Source organism: Rossellomorea sp. NPDC071047 (genome assembly GCF_050270195.1).
In the GTDB taxonomy this organism is placed as follows: domain Bacteria; phylum Bacillota; class Bacilli; order Bacillales; family Bacillaceae_B; genus Rossellomorea.
The window spans coordinates 449,326-470,916 of record NZ_JBNNJT010000002.1; the positions used below are offsets into that span (position 1 = coordinate 449,326).

Here is a 21,591-nt window from a genome sequence, read left to right on the forward strand (position 1 = left end):
TGTAGTTTAAGCAGGATTCGACCGAAGTTGCACAGAATATATAGGTAAAAAGTGGAATATAGGTGAAAACATGAGTAAGATCATTCAGTATTACAATCAGTTCGATGAGTGGGGAAGACTTGAACGTGAACCAGTTGAATTCCAGGTGAATTGGCATTATATAAGAAAATATATGCCTCAAACTGGCTATGTCCTTGATAATGGTGCCGGACCGGGAAAATATTCAATGGAACTTGCCAAAGCTGGTTATAGGGTAACGCTGACCGATTTGACCCCAAGATTAGTTGAAATCGCAAAAGATAAAGCGAAAGAACTTGACTTAGACGACCAATTTGAAGGTTTTTATGGAGCAGATGCCAGAGACCTAAATCTATTTGAAGATGAACAGTTCGACTCTTCATTAATGCTCGGACCCATGTATCATTTGCAGGAAGAAAATGACCGTGTAATGGCAGTGCAAGAATTAAATAGAGTGACAAAAAAGGATGGGCTGGTCTTTGTTGCCTTTATGCCTAGAATTCGACATATCCTTACATCGCTCTTATCTCCTGATAATTGGAAGCCAAACAATGATATGGATACCATTTTACAATTTTCCCAATCAGGCTGCTTTAATCACGCTGATGAAGGACGTTTTACAGGAGCGTATTATTTTAATATAGAAGACATCAATCCTTTTATGGAAGCAAATGGATTTGAAACGATCAAGCTGATAGGATCCAATGCAGGAACGATTTTGAATAATGGCAACTGGGATTACTGGAGAGAAAAAGGTGACGAAGAAGTAAGGAAAATAATCGATTTAATTATAGAAAGTGCAACAGATCCTTATATTCTTGGTATTTCATCTCACTTGCTTTACATTGGCAGGAAAAAGTAAACTGCTTATTATTAAATGGCGTCCGATCTCGTGCTTCTTTTTGCATTACATTAGAAGCATTGAAACCGTCCCATCACATACAAAGAAAACCCATCCCTGTTTTAGGGATGGGTTTTCTTATTGAAACTTGAGGTCAATTTCAAGATGGTTAATATAGTATCACAGTCATTCCTTTAATACAAAGGATAATAGTAAAGTGAGGAGAATTTCTTAATAAAGGAATAGGGATTGTTAAAACATAAGTGGTTTGAAATAATTGGAATGTGTGCATTGATCGTATCACATGGAACTGAAATGACAATCGTGACGTTTTTTTAGGAGGAGTTAAAATGTTAATGAAGATCTTTTTTATGCTTGCAGCGATATCCATCCCTGTTTCTATCTTATTTGACCAGGAAGCAATTGGAATACTCTCGGCGATGTTATTAATGTTTATTGGGGCTTACTTTAGTAAACCAAGGTTGAGTAAATAAGGGACTTGACGAAACCCAATGGGAGGTATTGAATGTGAACCAACACCCATATATGATCATCCCGTATCATCCCAAGTATGCATCAGAGACCGTGAAAATGTGGAGAGAAAGCAAGGAGCAGGCTATCGGACAAAAAGAAATCCACAGCTTTGAAGATCATGTTGATTTCATCAATCATAGATCACCCGGGCAGTTCGGAATCGATATAGCGATACTCGATGAGAAAGTAGTCGGCATGATTGCCTATAATAAAACAGAAATCAGCCAACTGTATATTCATGTTGGATATCAGGGAATCGGAATCGGTGAAGCATTGCTTAATATAGCAAAAGAACATTCAAGTGGAAGACTGACCCTCTATACATTCGATATAAATCAAAAGGCGCAGCAATTTTATGAAAAGCATGGATTTATTATCATTGGCAGGGGAAATGATAATGAAGAAAATTTACCGGAAATTCAGTATGAATGGACAACAAAAAAAATAAACAACTTGGGTTCAAGTTGAAATACTGGCGTAGTGTCACTAAATGACTAGGGGTGTCTCAATTATATGCGTTGTTTTTGTGAGCAAAAAGAAACCTTTGACTTAAAAATGGAAGCGGATGTTGGAGCAGATCCTATCTGGTGTATGGAGTGCGGCTGTAATTTGGATTTAGAGGACATCCCGTTATCAAACGATTTAAAGAAAGAATTGATAGATTGGGCGAGTAAGTACGGGAAATGGATAGATTGGGATTCAGATAAAATCATTCCAAATGGAATCCAAATGGAAGAGGAACATAATAGGCAAGGGGAAATTTTAACGGAAAGTGCCGAGCAGGAGCTTGGTGGAAAATACGGAATTACATTTTCTCCTTCTACAATGGGAGGAAGTTATAAAACATTGTAAGTTTTATATAATGAGAGGATGAAATAGACATGGAAATTATAAATGGTAATAAAAGCTTTGATCTGGATGAATTTCTTACAAACCCTCTATTTGCGCACCTTTCTACATTATCCAAGGAAGGTCCGAGAGAGTCACCTGTTTGGTTTTACTGGGAAAATGAACATATCTATATCATCGGCACACCATCTTCAGACAGTTTCCCCGGGAGAATCAAAGAACACCCGGAGTGCGCCATTGGTATCGTAGATCTGGATCATACAACAGGAAAAGTATTACATGCAGGGTTCAGAGGGAAAGCTACGGTGGAGCCTTTTGATAAGACGATCGCCACACGGTTACTCCAGCGTTATCTTGGACCAGAAGAAGAGAAGTGGGATCCAAGATTTCAGGGGTTAGGAGATAGCAATATTTTAATAAAGTTTGTACCTGAAACAGTTGTTGTGAGGGATCAATCTTTTATACCCAGCATTTAAATTTTATATCTTGCTATTTTAAGAATGTCAGGCAAGGGTGGTGTACCGATGGTAGATTTATTTGAAAGAATGCAAATGGGAACAAAAAAACAACAAGACGCTTATACGGTATTCATGGAACTGGATATTATGAACGAATTGAGTACCTACACTCCTGTTCTATGCGGAACGTTTCCCATTGGCATAAACATATCGGGTTCAGACCTGGACATTATTATGGAAGTACAGGAATTAGAGCCATTTGAAGAATTGATCCAAACGTTATACAACAAACAAGATGACTTTACAATCAAAAGGAAAACGATTAATGGAAAAGAAGTCGTGAAGGCGAATTTTACCTTTAGAGATTTTGAGTTTGAGCTGTTTGGCCAAGACCAACCGGTACATATGCAACGTGCCTATCTCCATATGATGGTTGAACATGAACTGTTGCAAAAATATCCTGCTCTTAAACAGAGAGTGATACATCTCAAAAACCAAGGTTATAAGACAGAACCGGCATTTTGTGAGTTTTTTGATATTACGGGAGATCCTTATGAAGGTCTGATTCGGTTTGGGGTTGAAGAAGGGATTATCAAGGGGTAGGTTGTTGAAATCCATTGAAGAGGTGAGCTTAAATGAAGAAAAATCTATTAAATATACTAGAACTCATCAAACTTGGAGAAAAGTTAAAATCTGAGATGAGGCACAGCTGGCTGTCAAATGGAAGACAAGAAAGCGTCGCGGAGCATACGTGGAGAGTTTCCCTGATGGCGATGTTGATCGAACCTTACTTAACGCAGAAGGTGGATTCGGCCAAATTATTAAAAATGATCATCATACACGATCTGGTTGAGGCTGAAGCAGGGGATGTCCCGGCTTTCGATACGATGAACAATCGATTAGCTAAGGAACAAAAAGCAATCAATGAGAGAAAATCCATTGAAAGAATGAGAGATATGCTTGGGAATGCTTTAGGAGAAGAGCTATATAATCTTTGGTTCGAGTTTGAAGAAAAGGAGACCTATGAAGCTAAAGTAGCTAATGCATTGGATAAACTGGAAGCCCAGATTCAACATAATGAAGCTGACATCTCCACCTGGATAGAGATTGAACACGGGATGAGTTTCATGATGGATAAGCATGTTGAGTTTGACCCGACGCTTCAGGTATTTAAGAACATAATTGAGGACGAGGCGGATTTGAAGTTAAAGGAAGCCGGGATTGATACAAAGAAATTAAAAGTCTGATGAAAACTGATTGACTTTCCAATTACAATAGAAAATGGTGTACCAAAATAACAGGGGTATGAGCCTTAGCAAAATGGGACTGGCTGCGTTGTATATATCCATATCTGGTTTGATGACTTCATTCCTTTTGAATATGGTTATGGGGGAATGAAGAGAGTCAAGCCAAGGGCATAAGAACAGGTTTCATGGCATGATTTAGAAAAAGCCACGGTACCTGTCCCCATGGCTTCTTGGATCATTGTATAATGTTTTTTTCAATGACAAGTGATAGGCTTTCAGCTATTTGCTGATAAGTAGCATCATTTGGATGGAAGTTGTCACTTGAAAGATCGCGTTTGGCATCCGTTACCAAGTTAAAGGTATCCACAACTTGAACTTCGTATTTTAAGCCTAATGTGCGGGCAGCTTCATTCCATTTTTGGATGACAGAATCAAATGAATCCCCGTCCGGCAATTCCTTAAAGGGATTATATAGTCCCATATAGAGGATGACGGCATCCTTATTTATGTCACGAATGGTTTCAAACGTTTTTTCCAAGTTAGGAATTTCGGTTTCCAGAATGCCAAGGGCGGTAGCTTCTGAATAGTTGTTTAAAATCTCACCAGAATTAAAGAGATTGTTTCCCCCGATGGTGATGGTAATGATTTTAGCGTCCTTAAGAGATCTCTTGACATCCTTTTGTTCTAACTGTGCCAGTAAATCCTCAATCCTTGCACCCCGTATGCCTAAGTTTTGGTACCGTTCCACAGTATTGGTCTCTTTAAGCGGATTTCCGACCAGCGGGACAAAACCTTCTCCCTTTGATGACCCTACCCCCCTTGTCAATGAATCGCCAAGTGCAATATACGTTTCTCCAGGAGTGACAGGAGCTTCTTCTGATTCTGCTACGATCTTCTCTTGGGGAGGATTGGCGATATCCGAATAGGCTCTTGCAAATCCATATCCAAATAGGACGGTCAGTGCAAGTGAAAGGGTGATAAATAGTTGCCACATCCATTTTTTCATCTCTTAATCTCTCCTTCTATTATGATTGTACCAACTTTTACCCAAGCTGAGTATTTAAAAGAGCAATTGAGAAAAAAGTTCGTTAGAATAGATGTAGGGTGATGATATGAGCATAAAGCCAACAGTTCAATTGAAAAACGTAACGAAAGTAATAGGGAAAAAGACGATTATAGATAATATATCATTTGACATATATCCAGGAGAAGTATTTGGATTCCTTGGTCCCAATGGTGCTGGAAAAACGACTACTATCCGGATGCTCGTCGGTCTGATCAAGCCGACATCAGGGGTCATTAAAATCTGTGATTTTGATGTGAGAAAGCAATTTGTACAGGCGATGCAGCGCCTTGGTTCTATCGTTGAAAATCCAGAACTATATAAGTATCTGAGCGGTCGGGAAAATCTGCAAATGTTTGCACGGATGCTGCCTGAGGTGGATAGTGAACGAATACAAGAGGTAATTGATCTCGTTGATCTGACTGCACGAATCGATGACCAAGTACAGACCTATTCACTGGGGATGCGTCAGAGGCTCGGGATTGCACAAGCATTGTTAGGCCGGCCGGATGTGCTTATATTGGATGAACCTACGAATGGATTGGATCCAATGGGCATAAAGGACCTTCGTACATTTATCAGGAAACTGGTCGACGAAACGGGTCTTTCAGTTCTTGTATCCAGTCATATATTAAGTGAAATCGAGTTGCTTGCCAATCGAGTGGCAATTATGAGTCATGGGAGAATCGTGAAGGTAGGCACGGTAAGTGAATTAGTGGATGCATTGTCATCAGGTGTGGACTGGAGAGTCAATGATGCTTTTCGTGCGCTTGATATCTTTAAAGCATCTCCCTTTGTCCAAGCTGCAGAACTGTACGATGATCATACTGTCCATACTCTTATGGATGAAAGCAAAACTTCGATCCTGAATGAATCTTTACTACAGGAGGGAATCGAGGTATGGACAATCGAAAGGAAGGTCCAGACATTGGAGGACTTATTTATTAGTTTGACAGGGGGCGATCATATTGTCTAACCCAAATATGATTGGTCTGATTCACAATGAAGTAATGAAGATCGTTTCAAAAAAACGCTTTGCGGTTGTCATCGCCATATTAATCATTCTAGTCTCCATGTTTACATATGCACAATACAGGGAGATACAAGAGAAGATTGAAAAGCAGGGTACTTTGGACTGGCGAGTGGAGCTGCAGCAGGAGATCGTCGATCGGCAAAACCGGCTGGCATCCAGTGGAATCCAGGATGAGGTCAGACAATTTCTTGAATTTGATTTAAAGCAAAAGCAATATTACTTGGACAACGACATCAACCCGAACTATCCTGGAGCTCCTACATTCATTCGCATCTTTTTCTCACAGGGACTCACACTTGTCCTGCCTTTACTCATCATTATTATCATGGCTGATGTTGTGAGTGGGGAATACAATGATGGGACCATCAAGACATTATTATCCCGACCGGTAAAACGATGGAAGATCCTGATGGCCAAATGGCTGACGGTCTTGCTGTATACATCGATGCTGATAGCAGCTACGGTAGTTGTCTGCTATGGGATTTCAGGGATTGTCCTCGGATATGATGGCTGGACGGCACCCATTCTGACGGGCTTTCAAGCTTCTCCATCAGGTGAGTTTTCGACGACATATATCCATACCCTTCCGATGTGGGAATACTTGCTGATGTCAGCGGGCCTTTCATGGGTCGTTACAGCGACTGTTGGAACCATCAGCCTGATGATTTCAGTGCTTGTGAAAAATACGGCAACTGGTATCGGGGCCATGATGGCTGTGTTGATTGCAGGTACCCTCTTATCTTCTATCGGTTCAAGCTGGACGAGCTCAAAGTATTTGGTGAACTTGAATTTTGATCTGATCAATTACTTAGAAGGTCAAGCTCCTCCAATCGAAGGGATGTCACTGCCATTTTCATTAACAGTACTTGGAGTATGGACTGTCGCTTGCCTTGCCATTGCGTTTTGGAATTTTACTCAGAAGGATATGTATTAAGTGCATCATTTAGTAAGGATCCTATTCATGATAATCCTGATTCCTATCCGCATCAAAATAAGTAGCCACCCTCAATAAACATAGAGGGTGGCTAAATTCGTCCTATGCAACTTCTGTTTCTTCCTTCTCCCCAGTCCCCTTTGACTTAAAGCTGATAAAGAACAGGACGGAAAGAAGGACGATGATTGAGACGAATACAATCATATTCGATTCAATCAAGGTGACAAGGTTTCCGAGCACGATGCCGACCAATCCAAAGTCTGCATCTCCAAACGTTGTTCCCTGGAATCCTAAGTTTCCTAGTACCGGCAACAAGAGGGCCGGCAGGAAGCTGATCATCACACCGTTCGCCATGGAGCCGATGACAGCACCCCTGCGTCCGCCGGTTGCGTTGCCGAAAACTCCGGCAGCTGCTCCTGTGAAGAAGTGAGGGACGAGTCCCGGAACGATGACTTTCAATCCCAGTAGTGGCAAGAAAAGCATGCTGACGAGACCGGCAATGAAGCTGAATAAGAAACCGATGATGACGGCATTTCCTGCGAAAGGGAAGATGGCCGGGCAATCAAGAGCGGGTTTCGCATTCGGGACGATTTTGTCCGCGATCCCTTTGAAGGCCGGAACGATTTCCCCAAGGAGCATGCGTACCCCGGCTAAAATGATGTACACACCAACGGCAAATGTGATCCCCTGCATAAAGGCAAAGACCAGGAAGTTCTGTCCGCCGCTTAATTCTCCTTCAACGAATGCAGGACCTGCTGCACCTGCGACGATAAAGAACAGGATGACCATCGTCAGTGATACGGAGACGGATGTGTCCCGAAGAAAACCGAGTGACTTTGGAACTTTGATTTCTTCTGTCGATTTAGAACCTTTACCGACTGCTTTACCGACCGTAGCCGAAACCAAATACCCGATCGATCCGAAGTGGCCGACGGCAAAGTCGTCAGACCCGGTGACTTTGCGGGTGAATGGCTGAAGCATCGCAGGTGACAGGACCATCAATGCACCAAGGATGATCGAACCGAGAATGATCAACGGTACTCCGGTGAATCCTCCTGTGGTCAAGATGACAGCGATCAAGCAGGCCATGAACATGGTATGATGTCCGGTTAAGAAGATGTATTTAAAAGGACTGAATCGTGCAATCAGAATATTGACAACCATACCGAACAGCATGATCATCGCTGTCTCCGTACCGAAGCTTTCCTGTGCAAGGGCCACGACGGCTTCATTGTTCGGGATCACCCCGTCTACTTCAAAGGCATGATTGAACATGCTGCTGAATTGCCCCAGGGACTGGACGAGTACATTCGCACCCGCCCCAAGGATGACGAAGCCCATGACCGTTTTAAGGGTTCCGGACACGACATCCCCTGAATTCTTGCGCTGGATCAGGAGCCCGATTAAGGCAAATAGACCGACAAGGATCGCAGGTGTACCCAGTATATCCTTCATTATGATATCAACCATTTGTATCGCTCCTTCCTTTTAAAAGTGGACTAGATATTTGCTTCTAATGCTTCGCGGAGTTCGTTTTTATCCATCAAATTCTTTAACTTCACGACATTCTTGCGGCCATCTTCAAGGCTCTCGACGATATCTTCAGAACCTAGGAAAAGATCCGCTTGTTCCGTCTTGGCCGTTGTCAGATCCGTGTGGGACACTTCCGCTTCTTTCCCCATTTCCTTAAGTGCTGCTTTCACATTCATTTCTACGATCATGCTGCTTCCTAATCCATTTCCACATACGACTAATACTTTTTTCATTTTAATTTCCTCCTCTGATTTATACTTCAATTGTTTGGTTGATTAATTCAATTACGGTTTGACAATTACTTGCTGAGATTAATTGTTTCACGTTGTCTTCATTGGATAGCAATTCCGTGAGCTGTGCGAGTGCCTTCAAATGAGTTTGGTTATCGATTGCTGCCAGCACGATGACCAGCTGAGCGCGATGTTTTTCTTTTTCGGAAAAATGAACGGGTTCCTTGAGTCGCAGGAAACTCATCCCGAGCTGTTCGACACCCGTCTCAGGACGTGCATGGGGGATGGCGATGTTGGGTGCGATCACAATATAAGGACCCAACTCCTTTACGTTCGTTATCATGGCCTCTACATAATCCGGGCGAATCGATTGCAGGTCGACGAGCGGTTGACTGGCCACCTTGATGGCTTCCTCCCAACTGCTTACCCGGTCTTTGAGTTGTATCGTTTGTTCTGTCAATAATTCATTGAGCATAGGCTTTCTGATCTCCTTTATTCTGGGAGTGTTTTGTTCTAAAAGGTGGACCAATTCCTTTTTCAGGTCGTCTTCCTGATGGATCGTCGCATGACGTTTGATGACATCCATCAGGTGATCGGTCACATTCTTTTCCGGTGGCTTCGAATCGAAAAGCTCATTCATCCGTTGTATGACCCGTTCTTTTTCGAGATTCGTCAAGATGGCCGGAAGATGGATGACGGGAATGTCCTTCTCCTTGATATAGTTGGTGGAAAAGATGACGTCCGCCGCGTACTCGTTCGTTCGATATTCCCTCATCGAAATCGTGGTGATGACATTCAGGCCGGCAATCAAGTTCTCTAATTGGGTGCGGAGCATATTCGAAGTCCCAATCCCATTTTCACAAACGATGAGTGCTTTAAATTTCGTCTCGACCTTCTTTTTCTCTTTCGTCAACCAGCCTCCGAAGTGCAGGGTAATGTAGGCAGCTTCCTCATTTGGAACGGTCTTTCCTACATAGAGCTCCAAGTGCCTCATTACGCGCTTGGTCAGATGGAAGATGTCCGGGTAGGTCTTTTGAATGCTGTCAGCCAGATCATTTGCAATCGAGAGCCCGTACTTGAGCCGGTAATACGTAGGCTTAATATGGGAGATCAGATTCTCTTCCAGTCCATTTTTATCATCGAACACCACACAGGAGTAAAGCTGAAAATCATCAATCATCTGTTGCACGACTTCCTTCAGGCCAGATAATTCCCGTTCCGTATAACGGTTGAAGTTATCCTGCTGGACTTTGGATCCCAACAGATTCATCGTGATGAAGCAAACCTCATCATCCGGAAAAGAGACTTCCTTTGCGTTTCCAAGTTTATTCGTAATATGGAGAGCTGCCTTGTAAGCTTCTGTTTGCTGCAGGACCTGCTTTTCTGCTTCTGGAACAAGAATATATTCTTGCAGTTCTATACGCTTCATAATCATCAAGATTTGCAGGGAAAGGATCTCCACCATCTCATCTGTCAGCGTCAATCCCAATTCTTTCTCAGCTTCATAAAGAATCTCTCTCACCAGGCGCCTTTGATCCGTTTCATGGGACCACGTGGCAGCTTCCGGCTGGATCATCTTATGGACTTCATTCCGGACATTCTGCCAATCCGGGTGTGAGAAGATGGTTGCCAGTATATTCGAAAGCATCGTTCTTTTCGCATCCTCAGGACCACTTAACCGGTATCCTGAACCTTTCTTATAAAACAACCGCAAACCGGCTTCGCTGAACTCTTGCTTGATCTCTTTAATTTCCTTGGCGATCGTCCCCCGGCTCATGCTTGTCAGGTCCATAAACCGCTGCATCGATGCATCTTGTTCTTCTAATAATATTTTGGCTTTAATGAGGACTTCGCGTTCCTCTTTCGACAATTGATACTGCCAATCTTCGAAACTTTGGTCCTTTGAAACCATCAACTTCGATTTCGATGCAGGAGGCAAAAACAATCCCCTGCCATGCTGGCTTTCAATGGGATCTAACCCTTGAGTCTTTAGCCAACTATTAATCTGATCGAGGTCGTAATAGATGGTCCGTTGAGACAAATTCGTCCTGGCCACCAGATCTTTCGTCGGAATCGGTTCAGTCGAATGTTGAATGATGGATAATAAGTGTGCACGCCTTTTATCCAATACCATGAGGATCCCCCTCTGTTTTTGCATATTTATATTGTTAGTTAATTAGATGATCATCTTATGAATCTAGTATAGGGGCTATTTAGAGGTTTTGAAAGGGGTTTCAGTGTGCAGAGTTTGTACCGGTTAATTTTGCAAAAATGAACAGATGGGTGAAACGGGCATCAGAGTGGGAAGCTGGGATTGTCAAACGGGTGGGGGTTTGAAATAATTGGAATTGAGAGAATGCCAAATTAGAAGAGAAATTAGAAAGGGGAAAGTTTTATGAGCTATGAAAATAATTGTCCTTTCTGCAATGTTGATGAGGACAAAGACCAAAATATCGTATTTGAAAATGAATCCTGCTATTTCCTGCAGCATAACAAGCACCAGGATGTATTAGAAGGGTCCGGCGTCATTGTTCCGAAAAACCATCATGCGGACGCATTTGAATTAACGAAAAAAGAGTGGAACGATACATACGAACTATTACAAAAAGCGAAGAAGTACTTAAATGAAGAGTTTTCCCCGGATGGCTATACACTTGGGTGGAATGTCGGAGAGGTGTCTAATCAGTTCATCTTTCATTGTCATTTACACGTCATACCGAGATATAATGACGAACCGCTGGCTGGAAAAGGAGTCCGTTATTGGTTGAAGCAACCTGAGAATAAAAGAAAAAGACTGAAATAAATAAGTAGACGACAAGAGCCTTTCCTATCAATGCACCGCGAACTGTGGTTGTTGAAGCGCCGTCTCACACACAATACTTTTTGTTTTTCTTTCTTTTTATAAAACACTTTCTTTCTTCTTTCATAAACTTTAGAAAGGAGTGATTTTTCTCATGCAATGGTTAAATAATGAGCGATTTAGTAAAACCGTCAATATCCCTAACCCTTTGTATCAATCCTTAGAGGGAAGATATTTTGTTGGGCAGACGGAGCACGTTTGTTTCGGGAAAGGAAAAAATGCGTGGGGAGGCTTGATGAATCCGGGGAAATCCGATGTCAATTTATTTGTCAATGCCTTTACCATCACGAATCATTCCGACCAACCGTTTGAAGCTGAAATTTGGTTTAATCCCATTCCTCCCGGTAAGCCGATGATATCAAGAAATGTGACGCCAGCAAATACAGCTCTTTCGCCACTTCCAAAACCCGAAGTGAAAATCGCCTATGCTGATGATGTAGAAGGGCTTCCGAGAAAAGGGGTTATGGCCTTCAGGCGGATCGTCCCCCCGCAAAGTACGTTAGCCAGTGATGAAGATGGGAAGTTCATTTTTCCTCCGGGCGGGTCATTTGTCCTTTTCTTAGTAGCACCAGACCATGTGATCATTCAGGCGGAAGTGGCGTTCGGCTGGTTTGAAAAAGCTGAGATGGATATTTGTAGATGATACTGACTGATGATAGTGATGAAAAAAGGACGACCCTCCTGCTTTTCCTAAAGCAGGAGGGTCGTCCTCTCGTGATTTATGTGCAGTATGACTTAAAATTGTAGAAGGGACAGCCGACTGATTGCAATTACCAATTCTTTTTAAACGATTCCTTCATATCGCCGACTTTCTCTTGCATCTTTCCTTTATCCTTATCGCGTTCGCCTTCCGCAATTTTAGAATCGTTGTTTGTAAGCTTGCCTATTCCTTTCTTTAAATCTCCCTTTGTCTGCTTTCGCTTTCCTTCTATTTGATCATCATTTACTCGCATTTACATTACCTCATTTCTATGATTTATTGTCTTATTATTCATTATCCAGAAGGGAGTAAGATTAAACTAAAAGGTAGTCGAAAAGTAATAGCAATATATGCTAATTTAGTAGCAAGTAAGAAATATCCGGCTTACCTTTCAATACGAACGGTGGCTTATCGTGAATGGGGTAAGCTTCTTTTTTGCAAAAATAATCATTGAGTTAAAAGGGTTAATTTGAAATAATTGGTAGTGTGGAGTAGTTAAAAAATGGCGATTAGGGGGCAGGGACTCATGATTAACCTATTCCTGTCTGGTGGTGGAGATAAGGAACAGACAGATATAATCGATAAGGAATTTGTTAAGGCATTAGATCTTGATAAGCCATTGCTATATATTCCAATCGCGATGCAAGGCGAAATTCCTTATGAAGTCTGTTACAAATGGATACATAGTGTGTTTAACCCTTTAGGCATTAATGTAATAGAAATGTGGACTGATTTAGAGGCTAAGTCACTAGAGGATCTAAAAAAGTTCTCATCCATTTATATCGGCGGCGGGAATACTTTCAATTTGTTGAACACCTTACGTGAGACAGGGTTTGATAAGATTTTAAAAGAGTTTGTAGACAATAAGGGGATTGTATATGGAGGGAGTGCCGGGGCTATTATTTTTGGCAGAGATATTTTAACCTCCTCACATATGGACCCAAACCATACAAATTTGAAGACCTTTAAAGGTTTTAACTACATAGATAACTATTCAGTTTGGTGTCACTATGAAACTAGTAATGATAGCTTAATCAAAGAATACGTAAACAAATATGGAGTTTCTGTTCTTGCGTTACCAGAGGAAGCGGGCATTGTTATTAATGGGGGTACACTTAAAGTAATAGGTTCTTCTCCTGCTTATATTTTTAGGAATGGGGATAAATATGTTGTTTAAGAAAATGGGGAGAAATGGCGAGGGAATTAAGATGTCAATTGTTCAAATAACAGAAACGTTGCTGTCCCGATATCAAAAAGAGTTCTCAGAAAATCGTCGCTTCATTGTGGGTATCGATGGATTAGGAGGAGCAGGTAAGACCACCGTTGCAAAAGAGCTTCGACATGCATTGGAGCTTTCAAATCACGATGCTTTCATCGTTCATCTTGATGATCACATTGTTGAAACACATAAGCGATATGGGACCGGGAATGATGAATGGTTCGAATATTATTTTCTTCAGTGGGATATTGGGTTGCTCGAAACAGAGCTGTTCAAAAAGCTTCAAATTAACCAAGGCTCTATCACCCTCCCGTTCTATCATTCTTCAACGGATACGGTCAAAACGAAACCCATCCAACTTGCATCGTCTGCCATCATCCTGATTGAGGGTGTCTTCCTACAAAGGAAAGAATGGAAACGCTATATTGATTTTATGATCTATGTTGATTGTTCACAAGAATTAAGAGCTGAAAGAGTATTGGACCGTGACTCCTATCTCGGTGACCATCAAGCAAGGCTTGATAAGTACGAAAGAAGATACTGGTTGGCTGAAGATTATTACGTCGACGAGGTGGATCCGTTAGGGAGTGCGGATTATATATACAGAGGTAATTAAATGAAATGGGGATGCTATGATGCTGGATATTCTGAAACAAAATAAAAAAAGCTGGGATAAAGTCGCCCGTCACTTTAACGGAAAGGATGCATTGCCGAGTTACGGGCCGTTTACACAGACGGAAGAAGAATTGAGGTTGTTTGATGACATTACCAGCAAAAGGGTGCTTGATATCGGATGTGGCAGTGGCCACTCCTTGCTTTATATGAAGGAAATGGGTGCCGATGAATTATGGGGCGTTGACCTGTCAGGGAGTCAAATCGAGACGGCCAAAGAAACGTTAAAGGGCTTGAATGCCAACCTATCGTGTTCTCCTATGGAAGAAGACATCGGACTACCGAAGGATTATTTTGACATCGTATACTCTATCTATGCCATTGGCTGGACAACAGACCTGCCATCTACTTTAAGGTTGATTCACTCGTATTTGAAAACAGGCGGTTCAATGATCTTTAGTTGGGATCATCCCATATATCCACATATGAAAAGTGAAGATGGCCAAATCTATCTTGATGGGTCTTACCAGGAAGAGGGAATCACCACGTACGCGAACTTCAAAGGCGAAGACGCTCCTGTCGTCATCCCGAAACGAAAACTGAGTACCTATTTAAACGAAGTCATTAAAGCAGGTTTTACGATTGAATCGGTTATTGAAAGCGACGTATCAGCAGCTCTTGACTCAGTGGAAGAGGAAGTGTCTGATCGCTATTATTCATTATATAAGGCGAGGAAATTTCCTACTACGATGATCATCAAGGCAAGGAAAGGAGAACCATCATGTTCTATAGAAGAAAGTTCTATCTAGTTAAGAAAGAGTTCGTCGAAACGTTCAATGATCATTTTAATCACACCAATCTGCCGAACCAGCTTAAACACGGATCGCGATTGGTTGGCCGCTGGATGAAGGTTCGTGATGAAGAGACCGTTGAGATCTTTGCGATTTGGGAATACGACAGTCAGGACGATTATGTGAAGATTGAAACAAGCATCAGGAATGATGAAGCGCATCTGAAAAGGATCAGGGATTGGTACGAAGAGCATGGTGGGAGGGAACATGTGGCTAAGGAGTATATTATCGAAATGAGAAACGAGGAGCTCGAGTCGACGGTTCGATGAATGAGGTAGCGGTCTGCTGCTTCAAAGCAAACCGCTATATTATTCAAATGTTACCGTAGTAAGGGCCGGCACTCTCGTCCATTTTCATTGATTGTAACTGAGAAACGGTTACAAATTGATAACCTTCCTTTTCAAGTGTTGTTAGTAATGTCGGCAAAGCGTCAGCTGTTGTGGGATGAACATCATGTAACAGGATGATCGACCCCGGGGTGATTTCCTTCTGAACAACCCGGTTGATGCTATCGGCATTCTTGTTTTTCCAATCGAGTGAATCGACGGACCATAGGACGATGGGGGAGCCATAATCACCAGCCACCTCCACCACCTCATGATTGATCGCTCCATAAGGCGGTCGTAAACTAGAGGGGATTTGACCAGTCGCTTCCTCGATTTTTCGGCTGGAAATTTGGATCTCTTGTGCCACTTGATTCCTTCCGATTTTCGTCAAGTCTTGATGGTGGTCTGTATGATTGCCAATTTCATGGCCGGCTTCTGCAACTTGTTTCGCAAGGGAAGGGTATTTTTCAGCCTGACTTCCCAGCATGAAAAAAGTGGCCTGTACGTCATGGGCTTTGAGTATCTTGAGAATTCGTGGAGTTACCTCAACGTTGGGGCCATCATCAAACGTAAGAGCCACATATTTCCCTTCAGGTTCGATGGATACATTTACTGGTGTTCCTTCTGATGTACCTAGTGCATCAGCCGTTTTTTTATTTAGATAAGGGCGGATAAGTTTAATGGGAACCTCTACTTGGATTGGGCCAGCCCCTTTAGCAGCGATTTCCGACTCCTCAAAGTACAACGTGAGTGCTGTGGGGGAAAAGGACCAATTCCACGATGCAGGGTCACTTAATACCTTATCTATCTTGTCATCCACCAGATTGATAGATTCATTTTTTAGGAGTTGGTTTCGGATTACATGGATAGCCTTGCCACTGGTTTGCATGATATCAGATAGGTGTAAAATTCTCTTTTCAGAAGCATCAATAGTATAGATTTTCACCTGTTGTTGACCACGTATATCATTCACCAACTGATACGAGTTAAAGATTATACTATATGTATCATCTGTCGCTTTCTTTACATCGGCCTGGATGATTAAGTGAGCGCGGTAACCTTCTCCAAGCTCTTCCTTGTTTTCCTTTACTGCTGCTAAAAAGGCTTCTTTCTCTTGTTTGATCCATCCTTTTATGGGCTTATGAATACTTGAGTCCCCGATAACCGGAGTCTTAATGGACATGGTATATGTATCCGTCTTCTCAGTCACCGTCTCAAAGTCTATACTCGATAGGGATGCCTGCCCGGAATCCTGGTCGAATCCGATTCCTGCTACCAGCTGAGCCATCCCATAAACCAAAGAAAATCCTATTACAAACAACACAACCCATCCCGGCCAGCGTATCCGCCTAAAGGGTATCTTTTTCAGCATACGTTATCCTCTTTCCTGCTAAAGGTCATTTACCTCAAGTGCTATTATAGTAATCAATTAATTCCAATTATTTCAAATAAATGGAATTAATTCAATGGTTTCGTTCCAGATTTATGAAGTTCTATCATCTTGTATTTCACAGAAGAAATTGATTGGAGGGAAGAGTTGATGAACATGAAATATGACGATAAATATCATCTGCATTTAGGTTATTACGAAAATAACTGTGATTATGAGTCTATTGCTTATAAAAGGTTATCGGAGGATGTGTGGGATATCTTCTTTGACTTTGAACAATATGGACTTAAAAATACAATCGAAGAAAATGAGTTATCACTAGAGGGATTTGGAACTAGGATTTTTTCTATCAGCGGAAACGATCTAACCTATGAAACTGGTGTGAAGAGATTTGAAGAATGGTTGGCGATTCAGAAAATCATCTGACTTCGGCTAGGTTATTGGTTAAATGGGGATGATCCTGCGCATATTAAATGATTTTGTAGAGGATCTGCCTCCTTAGCAGGTTTTGATCTGGCAGTAGATATGAAGGCGGATTATATTGAAATCGATGTTCAACGAAGTAAAGATGGTGAATTGGTCGTCATCCATGATACAACGGTGGATCGTACAACAGATGGAACGGGAAAAGTGGGGGACTTAACCCTTGAACAGCTTCAAAGCTTTGACGCAGGAAGTTGGAAGGGAGAAGAATTTGCAGGGGAACCGATTCCGACCTTTGAAGAGATTCTGGATCGTTATCATGGGAAAGTGGGAATCTTAATCGAGTTAAAGGCTCCAGAGCTTTACCCTGGTATTGAGGAACAAGTGGCAGAAGCATTAAGTGAACGGAATCTTGACAAACCTCAAAATGAAAAGATCATTCTTCAATCGTTTAACTTTGACTCTATGAAAGAAATGGACAGGCTGCTTCCTCACGTTCCGGTCGGAGTATTAACTTCTAACCGTGCCCTTACAACAGAGGCAGCTTTAAAAGAAATCTCAACCTATGCAGAATGGTTCAACCCAAGCTATGGAATCGTGACAGAAGAGGTAGTGGATCAAGTTCATGCCCAAGGGATGCAGATCGGATCGTGGACGGTACGCAGCCAGGAAGCGGCAGACTTCCTTTTCGAAATGAACGTTGACGCGATCATAACGGATTATCCGGATTATGTAGATCCTAGAAACTAATAATCTTTTGAAAAAGGAGTGGCTTTTGCTGCTCTTTTTTTTCACGGTGAAAGGGCTGTCCCAAAAGGTAAGCAGTTACTACTTTTGGGACAGCCCTTTTTCACCTGAACAATTATTACTTTCCAAAGTATTTAGTCCCATAACGCCTCATCAAGTCATCTAATTCCTTTTGCCCGCGGAAAACCTTGATATAAAAACCGGTTCACTTTATGATGAATGGAGACTTTAGAAATAGAGTCGCGATCACAAGCATGCACTTTTAATAAAAAGCTGTGAATGAAATTTATGGTGGGGTTGTACAACATGAAGTGGATCTATATCACATTAATGGTCGTGCTGATATATTCGGTCTATTCCGTCATCAGCACGGTTTATATACGGAAAAGGAATGACCGCATTACGAGAAGGGTGAATGTTCCGGGTGCGATTGCATTGACGTTTGACGATGGACCGGATCCCATGTATACCGGTCAACTACTCGATGTCCTCAGTAAGCACGGGGTCAAGGCTGCTTTTTTCGTGGTCGGAAGCAAGGTGGAGAAGTATCCAGAGCTTTTGAAACGGATGAAAAGGGAGGGGCATACGATCGGGATTCATCATTATACCCATGTGTCCAGCTGGTTTTTAACTCCTTTTCATTTGAAAAAGCAGCTGGAGCAATCACGTGAGGTGATCGAGAAGGTCACCCATGAGAAACCGATCTATTATCGTCCACCGTGGGGTCATTTTAATCTATCCACCCTGTTTTTATCTAGGGACTATGAGGTTGTAATGTGGTCCCACATCTTCCAGGATTGGAAGGTGAAGAACGGCGGGGACTTACTTGAACGGATGAAAGAGGCGGATCATGACGGTTCCATATTCGTTCTTCATGACAGTGGGACGACGTTCGGGGCCGATGAGAAAGCTCCCCATTATATGATAGAGGCGTTGGATGCATTCCTTGAGGACGCGATAAAGCAACAAATCCGTTTCACTCTTCTAACAAACAAAGGATCGAAGGAGCAGGCAGTATATGGGCAGTGAAGAGATTATCCAGTACATTCAAAGCTACGGTTATTTCATCATTTTCCTGTTTCTATTCTTCGGGATCGTCGGCATACCGGCTCCTGAAGAGTCCCTTTTGTTCTTAGTGGGGCTCTTGGCAGCGAAAGGTCAGTTAATGCTTTCTTTGGCATTGGTCTGTTCATTCCTGGGTGTCTATTCAGGAATGATTACGGGGTTCTATGGGGGAAGATTCATTGGCCAGCCGCTGATCGACCGATACGGAAAGTGGATCGGGTTATCCAGGGAAAAGGTCCGGAAGTATGAAAAGCTCTTTACCATGCACTCAACCAAGACTTTACTGTTTGGTCTGTTTATGCCGGGGCTGAGGCAATTGAGCCCTTATCTCGCGGGTATATTCGGTACACGGTACATGCCCTTTTTCTTCCTAACCATGGCGGGATCGGCGATTTGGACGGTTTCGTATATTTTCCTTGGATACTGGCTTGGCAACACTCTACCCATTAATCCAGCCTATGTTCCATATGCAGGGATCGGATTACTACTGATTTTTATCCTGACAACTGTGTGGGGGTCCGTTAAAAAGAAAAAAGAGAGGTATTTGGAATGAAGATTGTGATTCTATCGATGTTCAGTGTTCCAACCGGACATACGAAAGTAGCCGAGGTTCTACAAGACAGTATAAGACATGACTATCCGGACGCTGAAATCAAGATCATTGATTTCTTGTCTTATTCAAATCCTCTTCTGGAAAAAATGATATCAGGTATTTATTTTAAATGGATCAGAACGTCACCGGAAAGCTATAAAGACTTCTATCAAAAGGTGATGATGAAAGATAAAGAACAGAGCTTTTTTTTAAGAAGCATTTCCCGATTTGCCACCTACTTTGAAAAGAAGGTGTTGAAGGTAGTGGAGGAGGAAAAACCTTCACTGGTGATTTGCACCCATTCCTTTCCATCGAGAATGATCGGAAGGCTGAAGTCAAGGGAGGGGGCCATTCCCTGTAAAACGATGAATGCCTATACCGATTTTTTTGTGAACGGTGTTTGGGAAACCGGCAAGATCGATTATCACCTTGTCCCGACTGCAGAGGTGAAGGAGACATTGATCATGCATCACAACGTTTCTTCGGATCGTGTCCATCAAACCGGAATCCCCGTTGCGGATGTGTTTAAGAGTAAGGGTTCATCCCGGAGTCCCCTCTCCAAGAAGGGAAAACATATCCTTGTTGCGGGAGGAAATAGCGGGTTATGCGTATGGAAAAATGGCATTAAGGGCTTTTCCCGATACCCGGATGTCCATTTCTCCGTGTTATGCGGTCATAATCACAGGCTGTATCGTTCGCTTCTCAATCAACCGAATATCACGCCCTACATGTACATTCAGGATCAGGAAGAACTGAATGCTCTATATGACTCAGTGGATGGTATCATTACCAAACCGGGTGGGGTCACGATCAGTGAGGTCCTTCATAAAAAAATCCCTGTGTTCATCCTTGATTATCTTCCCGGGCAGGAAGAGTTTAATTTACATTATCTTGTAGAACATGATCTCGTCTTCTACATTAGAGACACAGAGGATTTCTCTTCTTTGAAGGAAATTCTTTATGATCACAAGGAAATTCAACAAAGAGTAGAAAATATGGAAGACTATTTATCCTCCCTTACCGGCGGCTTCTCCGATATTTTGCGAAAGATTCAGGAGGAGACGCGCCAGACGATCAAAGTGAAATCAGTCAAGGGAAAAGCGGATGTCGGGGTCTTTCTTTCGAGCTGAAGGGAAGAGAGATTGATCAAAGGAAGTCCTGTTAATTCCGACGAAAGAGGACCTTCCCGGTGCATCTCTTGGTTAAAGTAATTGATTGTATAGTAATGGGATCTGATTTTCACACGTTCAAGTATCAACGTGTTGGGGATCAGGTCCTCTTTTTTTTGTGGTATAATTATCCAAATGGATTTTGATGTCAGTAAGTTAATCTAACAGGACATCATTATCTATAAAAATAAGTGAGGTACTAATAAATGACTTCTAATGAAATAAAAATCGTAATCGGAGCAGGAGAGTATGTGAATAATCCTGGCTGGATCCATACACAGGAAGAGGATTTAAATTTATTAGACGAAAGTACATGGGAAAACAAGTTCCATGAAAGTTCTGTAGATGCTCTTTTGGCTGAACACGTCTGGGAACACCTTACATACGAAGAAGGGCTAGAGGCTTCAAAATTATGTATGAAATACTTGAAGCCTTCCGGATATATTCGGTGCGCCGTGCCTGATGGTTACTTCCCCGATGAATCTTATCAACGGATTGTGCAGGTTGGAGGACCGGGTCCAAAAGATCATCCGGCAGCCAGTCATAAGATCGTTCACAATTACCATACGTTGACGAGAATGTTTGAAACGGTGGGATTTGAAGTGACATTATATGAGTATTTTGATGAAGAAGGAACGTTTCATCAAAATCATTGGGACGGATCTGACGGAGTGATTTTTCGTTCTAAGAAATTTGATCCTAGAAACCAGGGGGAGAGGCTGGCTTTTCCTTCTTTGATTATTGATGCTGTAAAGCTATAAAGCGAATGTCTGATACCGGATTAAGTAATCCGGGTATTTTTATCGAAACTTTACTCTGGAAATTTCGGTTACAGAAAAAGAAAATTCGACATGAAGTATTAATTATTTTAAATCAGGATTGATTAATTATAATAAG

At 42.1% G+C, this 21,591-nt stretch carries 26 protein-coding genes and 1 pseudogene; 21 read left to right on the forward strand and 6 right to left on the reverse strand.

Annotated features, from left to right (window positions below; genetic code table 11):
* Window positions 1–70 precede the first annotated feature (70 nt).
* The 7 genes from ACQKFO_RS10130 to ACQKFO_RS10160 all read left to right on the forward strand — a co-directional run bounded on the left by ACQKFO_RS10130 (window position 71) and on the right by ACQKFO_RS10160 (window position 3,947).
* On the forward strand, window positions 71–880 hold the full coding sequence (locus tag ACQKFO_RS10130; protein ID WP_427598492.1) for a class I SAM-dependent methyltransferase: 810 nt from the start codon (window positions 71–73) through the stop codon (window positions 878–880).
* A gap of 329 nt (window positions 881–1,209) precedes the next feature.
* Window positions 1,210–1,353 carry a hypothetical protein gene (locus ACQKFO_RS10135; protein WP_427598493.1) on the forward strand — a complete coding sequence of 48 codons (144 nt, stop codon included), beginning with the start codon at window positions 1,210–1,212 and terminating at the stop codon, window positions 1,351–1,353.
* 34 nt (window positions 1,354–1,387) lie between these two features.
* Window positions 1,388–1,861, forward strand: a complete 474-nt coding sequence (locus ACQKFO_RS10140) for a GNAT family N-acetyltransferase (protein WP_427598494.1) — start codon at window positions 1,388–1,390, stop codon at window positions 1,859–1,861.
* A gap of 45 nt (window positions 1,862–1,906) precedes the next feature.
* Entirely contained in the window at window positions 1,907–2,245 is a 339-nt protein-coding gene (locus ACQKFO_RS10145) for a hypothetical protein (protein WP_427598495.1), read from the forward strand.
* Between the two features lie 29 nt (window positions 2,246–2,274).
* Window positions 2,275–2,718, forward strand: coding sequence for a pyridoxamine 5'-phosphate oxidase family protein (locus ACQKFO_RS10150; protein WP_427598496.1), 444 nt, complete (start codon window positions 2,275–2,277; stop codon window positions 2,716–2,718).
* Between the two features lie 48 nt (window positions 2,719–2,766).
* Window positions 2,767–3,303, forward strand: coding sequence for a DUF4269 domain-containing protein (locus ACQKFO_RS10155; RefSeq protein WP_427598497.1), 537 nt, complete (start codon window positions 2,767–2,769; stop codon window positions 3,301–3,303).
* Between the two features lie 32 nt (window positions 3,304–3,335).
* Window positions 3,336–3,947: an HD domain-containing protein gene (locus tag ACQKFO_RS10160; protein WP_427598498.1), complete on the forward strand. Its 612-nt coding sequence runs from the start codon at window positions 3,336–3,338 to the stop codon at window positions 3,945–3,947.
* A gap of 235 nt (window positions 3,948–4,182) precedes the next feature.
* Here ACQKFO_RS10160 and ACQKFO_RS10165 read toward each other — a convergent pair whose 3' ends face one another.
* Window positions 4,183–4,953: an SGNH/GDSL hydrolase family protein gene (locus ACQKFO_RS10165; protein ID WP_427598499.1), complete on the reverse strand. Its 771-nt coding sequence runs from the start codon at window positions 4,951–4,953 to the stop codon at window positions 4,183–4,185.
* A gap of 106 nt (window positions 4,954–5,059) precedes the next feature.
* Here ACQKFO_RS10165 and ACQKFO_RS10170 point away from each other — a divergent pair, with 106 nt between their 5' ends.
* Both ACQKFO_RS10170 and ACQKFO_RS10175 read left to right on the forward strand, forming a co-directional pair.
* Window positions 5,060–5,986 carry an ABC transporter ATP-binding protein gene (locus ACQKFO_RS10170; protein WP_427598500.1) on the forward strand — a complete coding sequence of 309 codons (927 nt, stop codon included), beginning with the start codon at window positions 5,060–5,062 and terminating at the stop codon, window positions 5,984–5,986.
* The gene (locus ACQKFO_RS10175; protein ID WP_427598501.1) at window positions 5,979–6,977 is read left to right on the forward strand and encodes an ABC transporter permease; all 999 of its coding nucleotides are present in this window, start codon (window positions 5,979–5,981) and stop codon (window positions 6,975–6,977) included. The genes ACQKFO_RS10170 and ACQKFO_RS10175 overlap by 8 nt, the downstream gene beginning before the upstream one ends.
* Before the next feature lie 102 nt (window positions 6,978–7,079).
* On the opposite strand, the gene ACQKFO_RS10180 is transcribed toward ACQKFO_RS10175, so the two are convergent.
* From ACQKFO_RS10180 to ACQKFO_RS10190, 3 genes are read right to left on the reverse strand one after another with little or no spacing between them, the layout of a single operon-like run.
* The gene (locus tag ACQKFO_RS10180; RefSeq protein ID WP_427598502.1) at window positions 7,080–8,447 is read right to left on the reverse strand and encodes a PTS ascorbate transporter subunit IIC; all 1,368 of its coding nucleotides are present in this window, start codon (window positions 8,445–8,447) and stop codon (window positions 7,080–7,082) included.
* A gap of 29 nt (window positions 8,448–8,476) precedes the next feature.
* Entirely contained in the window at window positions 8,477–8,743 is a 267-nt protein-coding gene (locus ACQKFO_RS10185; protein WP_427598503.1) for a PTS sugar transporter subunit IIB, read from the reverse strand.
* A gap of 19 nt (window positions 8,744–8,762) precedes the next feature.
* On the reverse strand, window positions 8,763–10,874 hold the full coding sequence (locus ACQKFO_RS10190) for a BglG family transcription antiterminator (RefSeq protein ID WP_427598504.1): 2,112 nt from the start codon (window positions 10,872–10,874) through the stop codon (window positions 8,763–8,765).
* 261 nt (window positions 10,875–11,135) lie between these two features.
* Between ACQKFO_RS10190 and ACQKFO_RS10195 the strand changes: the two genes are divergently transcribed.
* Entirely contained in the window at window positions 11,136–11,543 is a 408-nt protein-coding gene (locus tag ACQKFO_RS10195) for an HIT family protein (RefSeq protein ID WP_427598505.1), read from the forward strand.
* Between the two features lie 151 nt (window positions 11,544–11,694).
* Window positions 11,695–12,243 (forward strand): DUF6143 family protein, encoded by a 549-nt coding sequence (locus tag ACQKFO_RS10200; protein ID WP_427598506.1) that lies wholly within the window; start codon window positions 11,695–11,697, stop codon window positions 12,241–12,243.
* Window positions 12,244–12,370: 127 nt separating this feature from the next.
* On the opposite strand, the gene ACQKFO_RS10205 is transcribed toward ACQKFO_RS10200, so the two are convergent.
* Window positions 12,371–12,553, reverse strand: a complete 183-nt coding sequence (locus ACQKFO_RS10205; protein ID WP_427598508.1) for a CsbD family protein — start codon at window positions 12,551–12,553, stop codon at window positions 12,371–12,373.
* A 273-nt stretch (window positions 12,554–12,826) separates the two neighbouring features.
* On the opposite strand from ACQKFO_RS10205, the gene ACQKFO_RS10210 reads away from it, so the two are divergent.
* Genes ACQKFO_RS10210 through ACQKFO_RS10225 form a run of 4 tightly spaced genes read left to right on the forward strand, consistent with a single transcriptional unit; the run spans window position 12,827 to window position 15,251 of the window.
* Entirely contained in the window at window positions 12,827–13,477 is a 651-nt protein-coding gene (locus ACQKFO_RS10210) for a Type 1 glutamine amidotransferase-like domain-containing protein (RefSeq protein ID WP_427598509.1), read from the forward strand.
* A gap of 31 nt (window positions 13,478–13,508) precedes the next feature.
* Window positions 13,509–14,135, forward strand: coding sequence for a kinase (locus tag ACQKFO_RS10215; RefSeq protein WP_427598510.1), 627 nt, complete (start codon window positions 13,509–13,511; stop codon window positions 14,133–14,135).
* Window positions 14,136–14,151: 16 nt separating this feature from the next.
* The gene (locus ACQKFO_RS10220; protein WP_427598511.1) at window positions 14,152–14,940 is read left to right on the forward strand and encodes a class I SAM-dependent methyltransferase; all 789 of its coding nucleotides are present in this window, start codon (window positions 14,152–14,154) and stop codon (window positions 14,938–14,940) included.
* A complete protein-coding gene (locus ACQKFO_RS10225) occupies window positions 14,913–15,251 on the forward strand; it encodes an NIPSNAP family protein (RefSeq protein ID WP_427598512.1) in 339 nt (112 codons plus the stop codon). Before ACQKFO_RS10220 ends, ACQKFO_RS10225 begins: the two co-directional genes overlap by 28 nt.
* Window positions 15,252–15,294: 43 nt before the next feature.
* Here the strand turns inward: ACQKFO_RS10225 and ACQKFO_RS10230 are convergent, their stop codons facing one another.
* Window positions 15,295–16,680: a polysaccharide deacetylase family protein gene (locus tag ACQKFO_RS10230; RefSeq protein WP_427598513.1), complete on the reverse strand. Its 1,386-nt coding sequence runs from the start codon at window positions 16,678–16,680 to the stop codon at window positions 15,295–15,297.
* Between the two features lie 168 nt (window positions 16,681–16,848).
* Here ACQKFO_RS10230 and ACQKFO_RS10235 point away from each other — a divergent pair, with 168 nt between their 5' ends.
* The 6 genes and pseudogenes from ACQKFO_RS10235 (at window position 16,849) to ACQKFO_RS10260 (ending at window position 21,455) form a co-directional block, all read left to right on the forward strand.
* Window positions 16,849–17,124 carry a DUF3986 family protein gene (locus ACQKFO_RS10235; RefSeq protein WP_427598514.1) on the forward strand — a complete coding sequence of 92 codons (276 nt, stop codon included), beginning with the start codon at window positions 16,849–16,851 and terminating at the stop codon, window positions 17,122–17,124.
* Window positions 17,125–17,193: 69 nt separating this feature from the next.
* A pseudogene (locus ACQKFO_RS10240) lies at window positions 17,194–17,871 on the forward strand (glycerophosphodiester phosphodiesterase); the annotation flags it as partial.
* 303 nt (window positions 17,872–18,174) lie between these two features.
* Complete coding sequence (locus ACQKFO_RS10245; RefSeq protein WP_427598515.1) at window positions 18,175–18,897, forward strand: polysaccharide deacetylase family protein; 723 nt, start codon at window positions 18,175–18,177, stop codon at window positions 18,895–18,897.
* Window positions 18,887–19,486 (forward strand): DedA family protein, encoded by a 600-nt coding sequence (locus ACQKFO_RS10250; RefSeq protein ID WP_427598516.1) that lies wholly within the window; start codon window positions 18,887–18,889, stop codon window positions 19,484–19,486. The genes ACQKFO_RS10245 and ACQKFO_RS10250 overlap by 11 nt, the downstream gene beginning before the upstream one ends.
* Window positions 19,483–20,655, forward strand: a complete 1,173-nt coding sequence (locus ACQKFO_RS10255; protein WP_427598517.1) for an MGDG synthase family glycosyltransferase — start codon at window positions 19,483–19,485, stop codon at window positions 20,653–20,655. The genes ACQKFO_RS10250 and ACQKFO_RS10255 overlap by 4 nt, the downstream gene beginning before the upstream one ends.
* Before the next feature lie 245 nt (window positions 20,656–20,900).
* Window positions 20,901–21,455 (forward strand): class I SAM-dependent methyltransferase, encoded by a 555-nt coding sequence (locus ACQKFO_RS10260; protein WP_427598518.1) that lies wholly within the window; start codon window positions 20,901–20,903, stop codon window positions 21,453–21,455.
* Window positions 21,456–21,591: the final 136 nt, after the last annotated feature.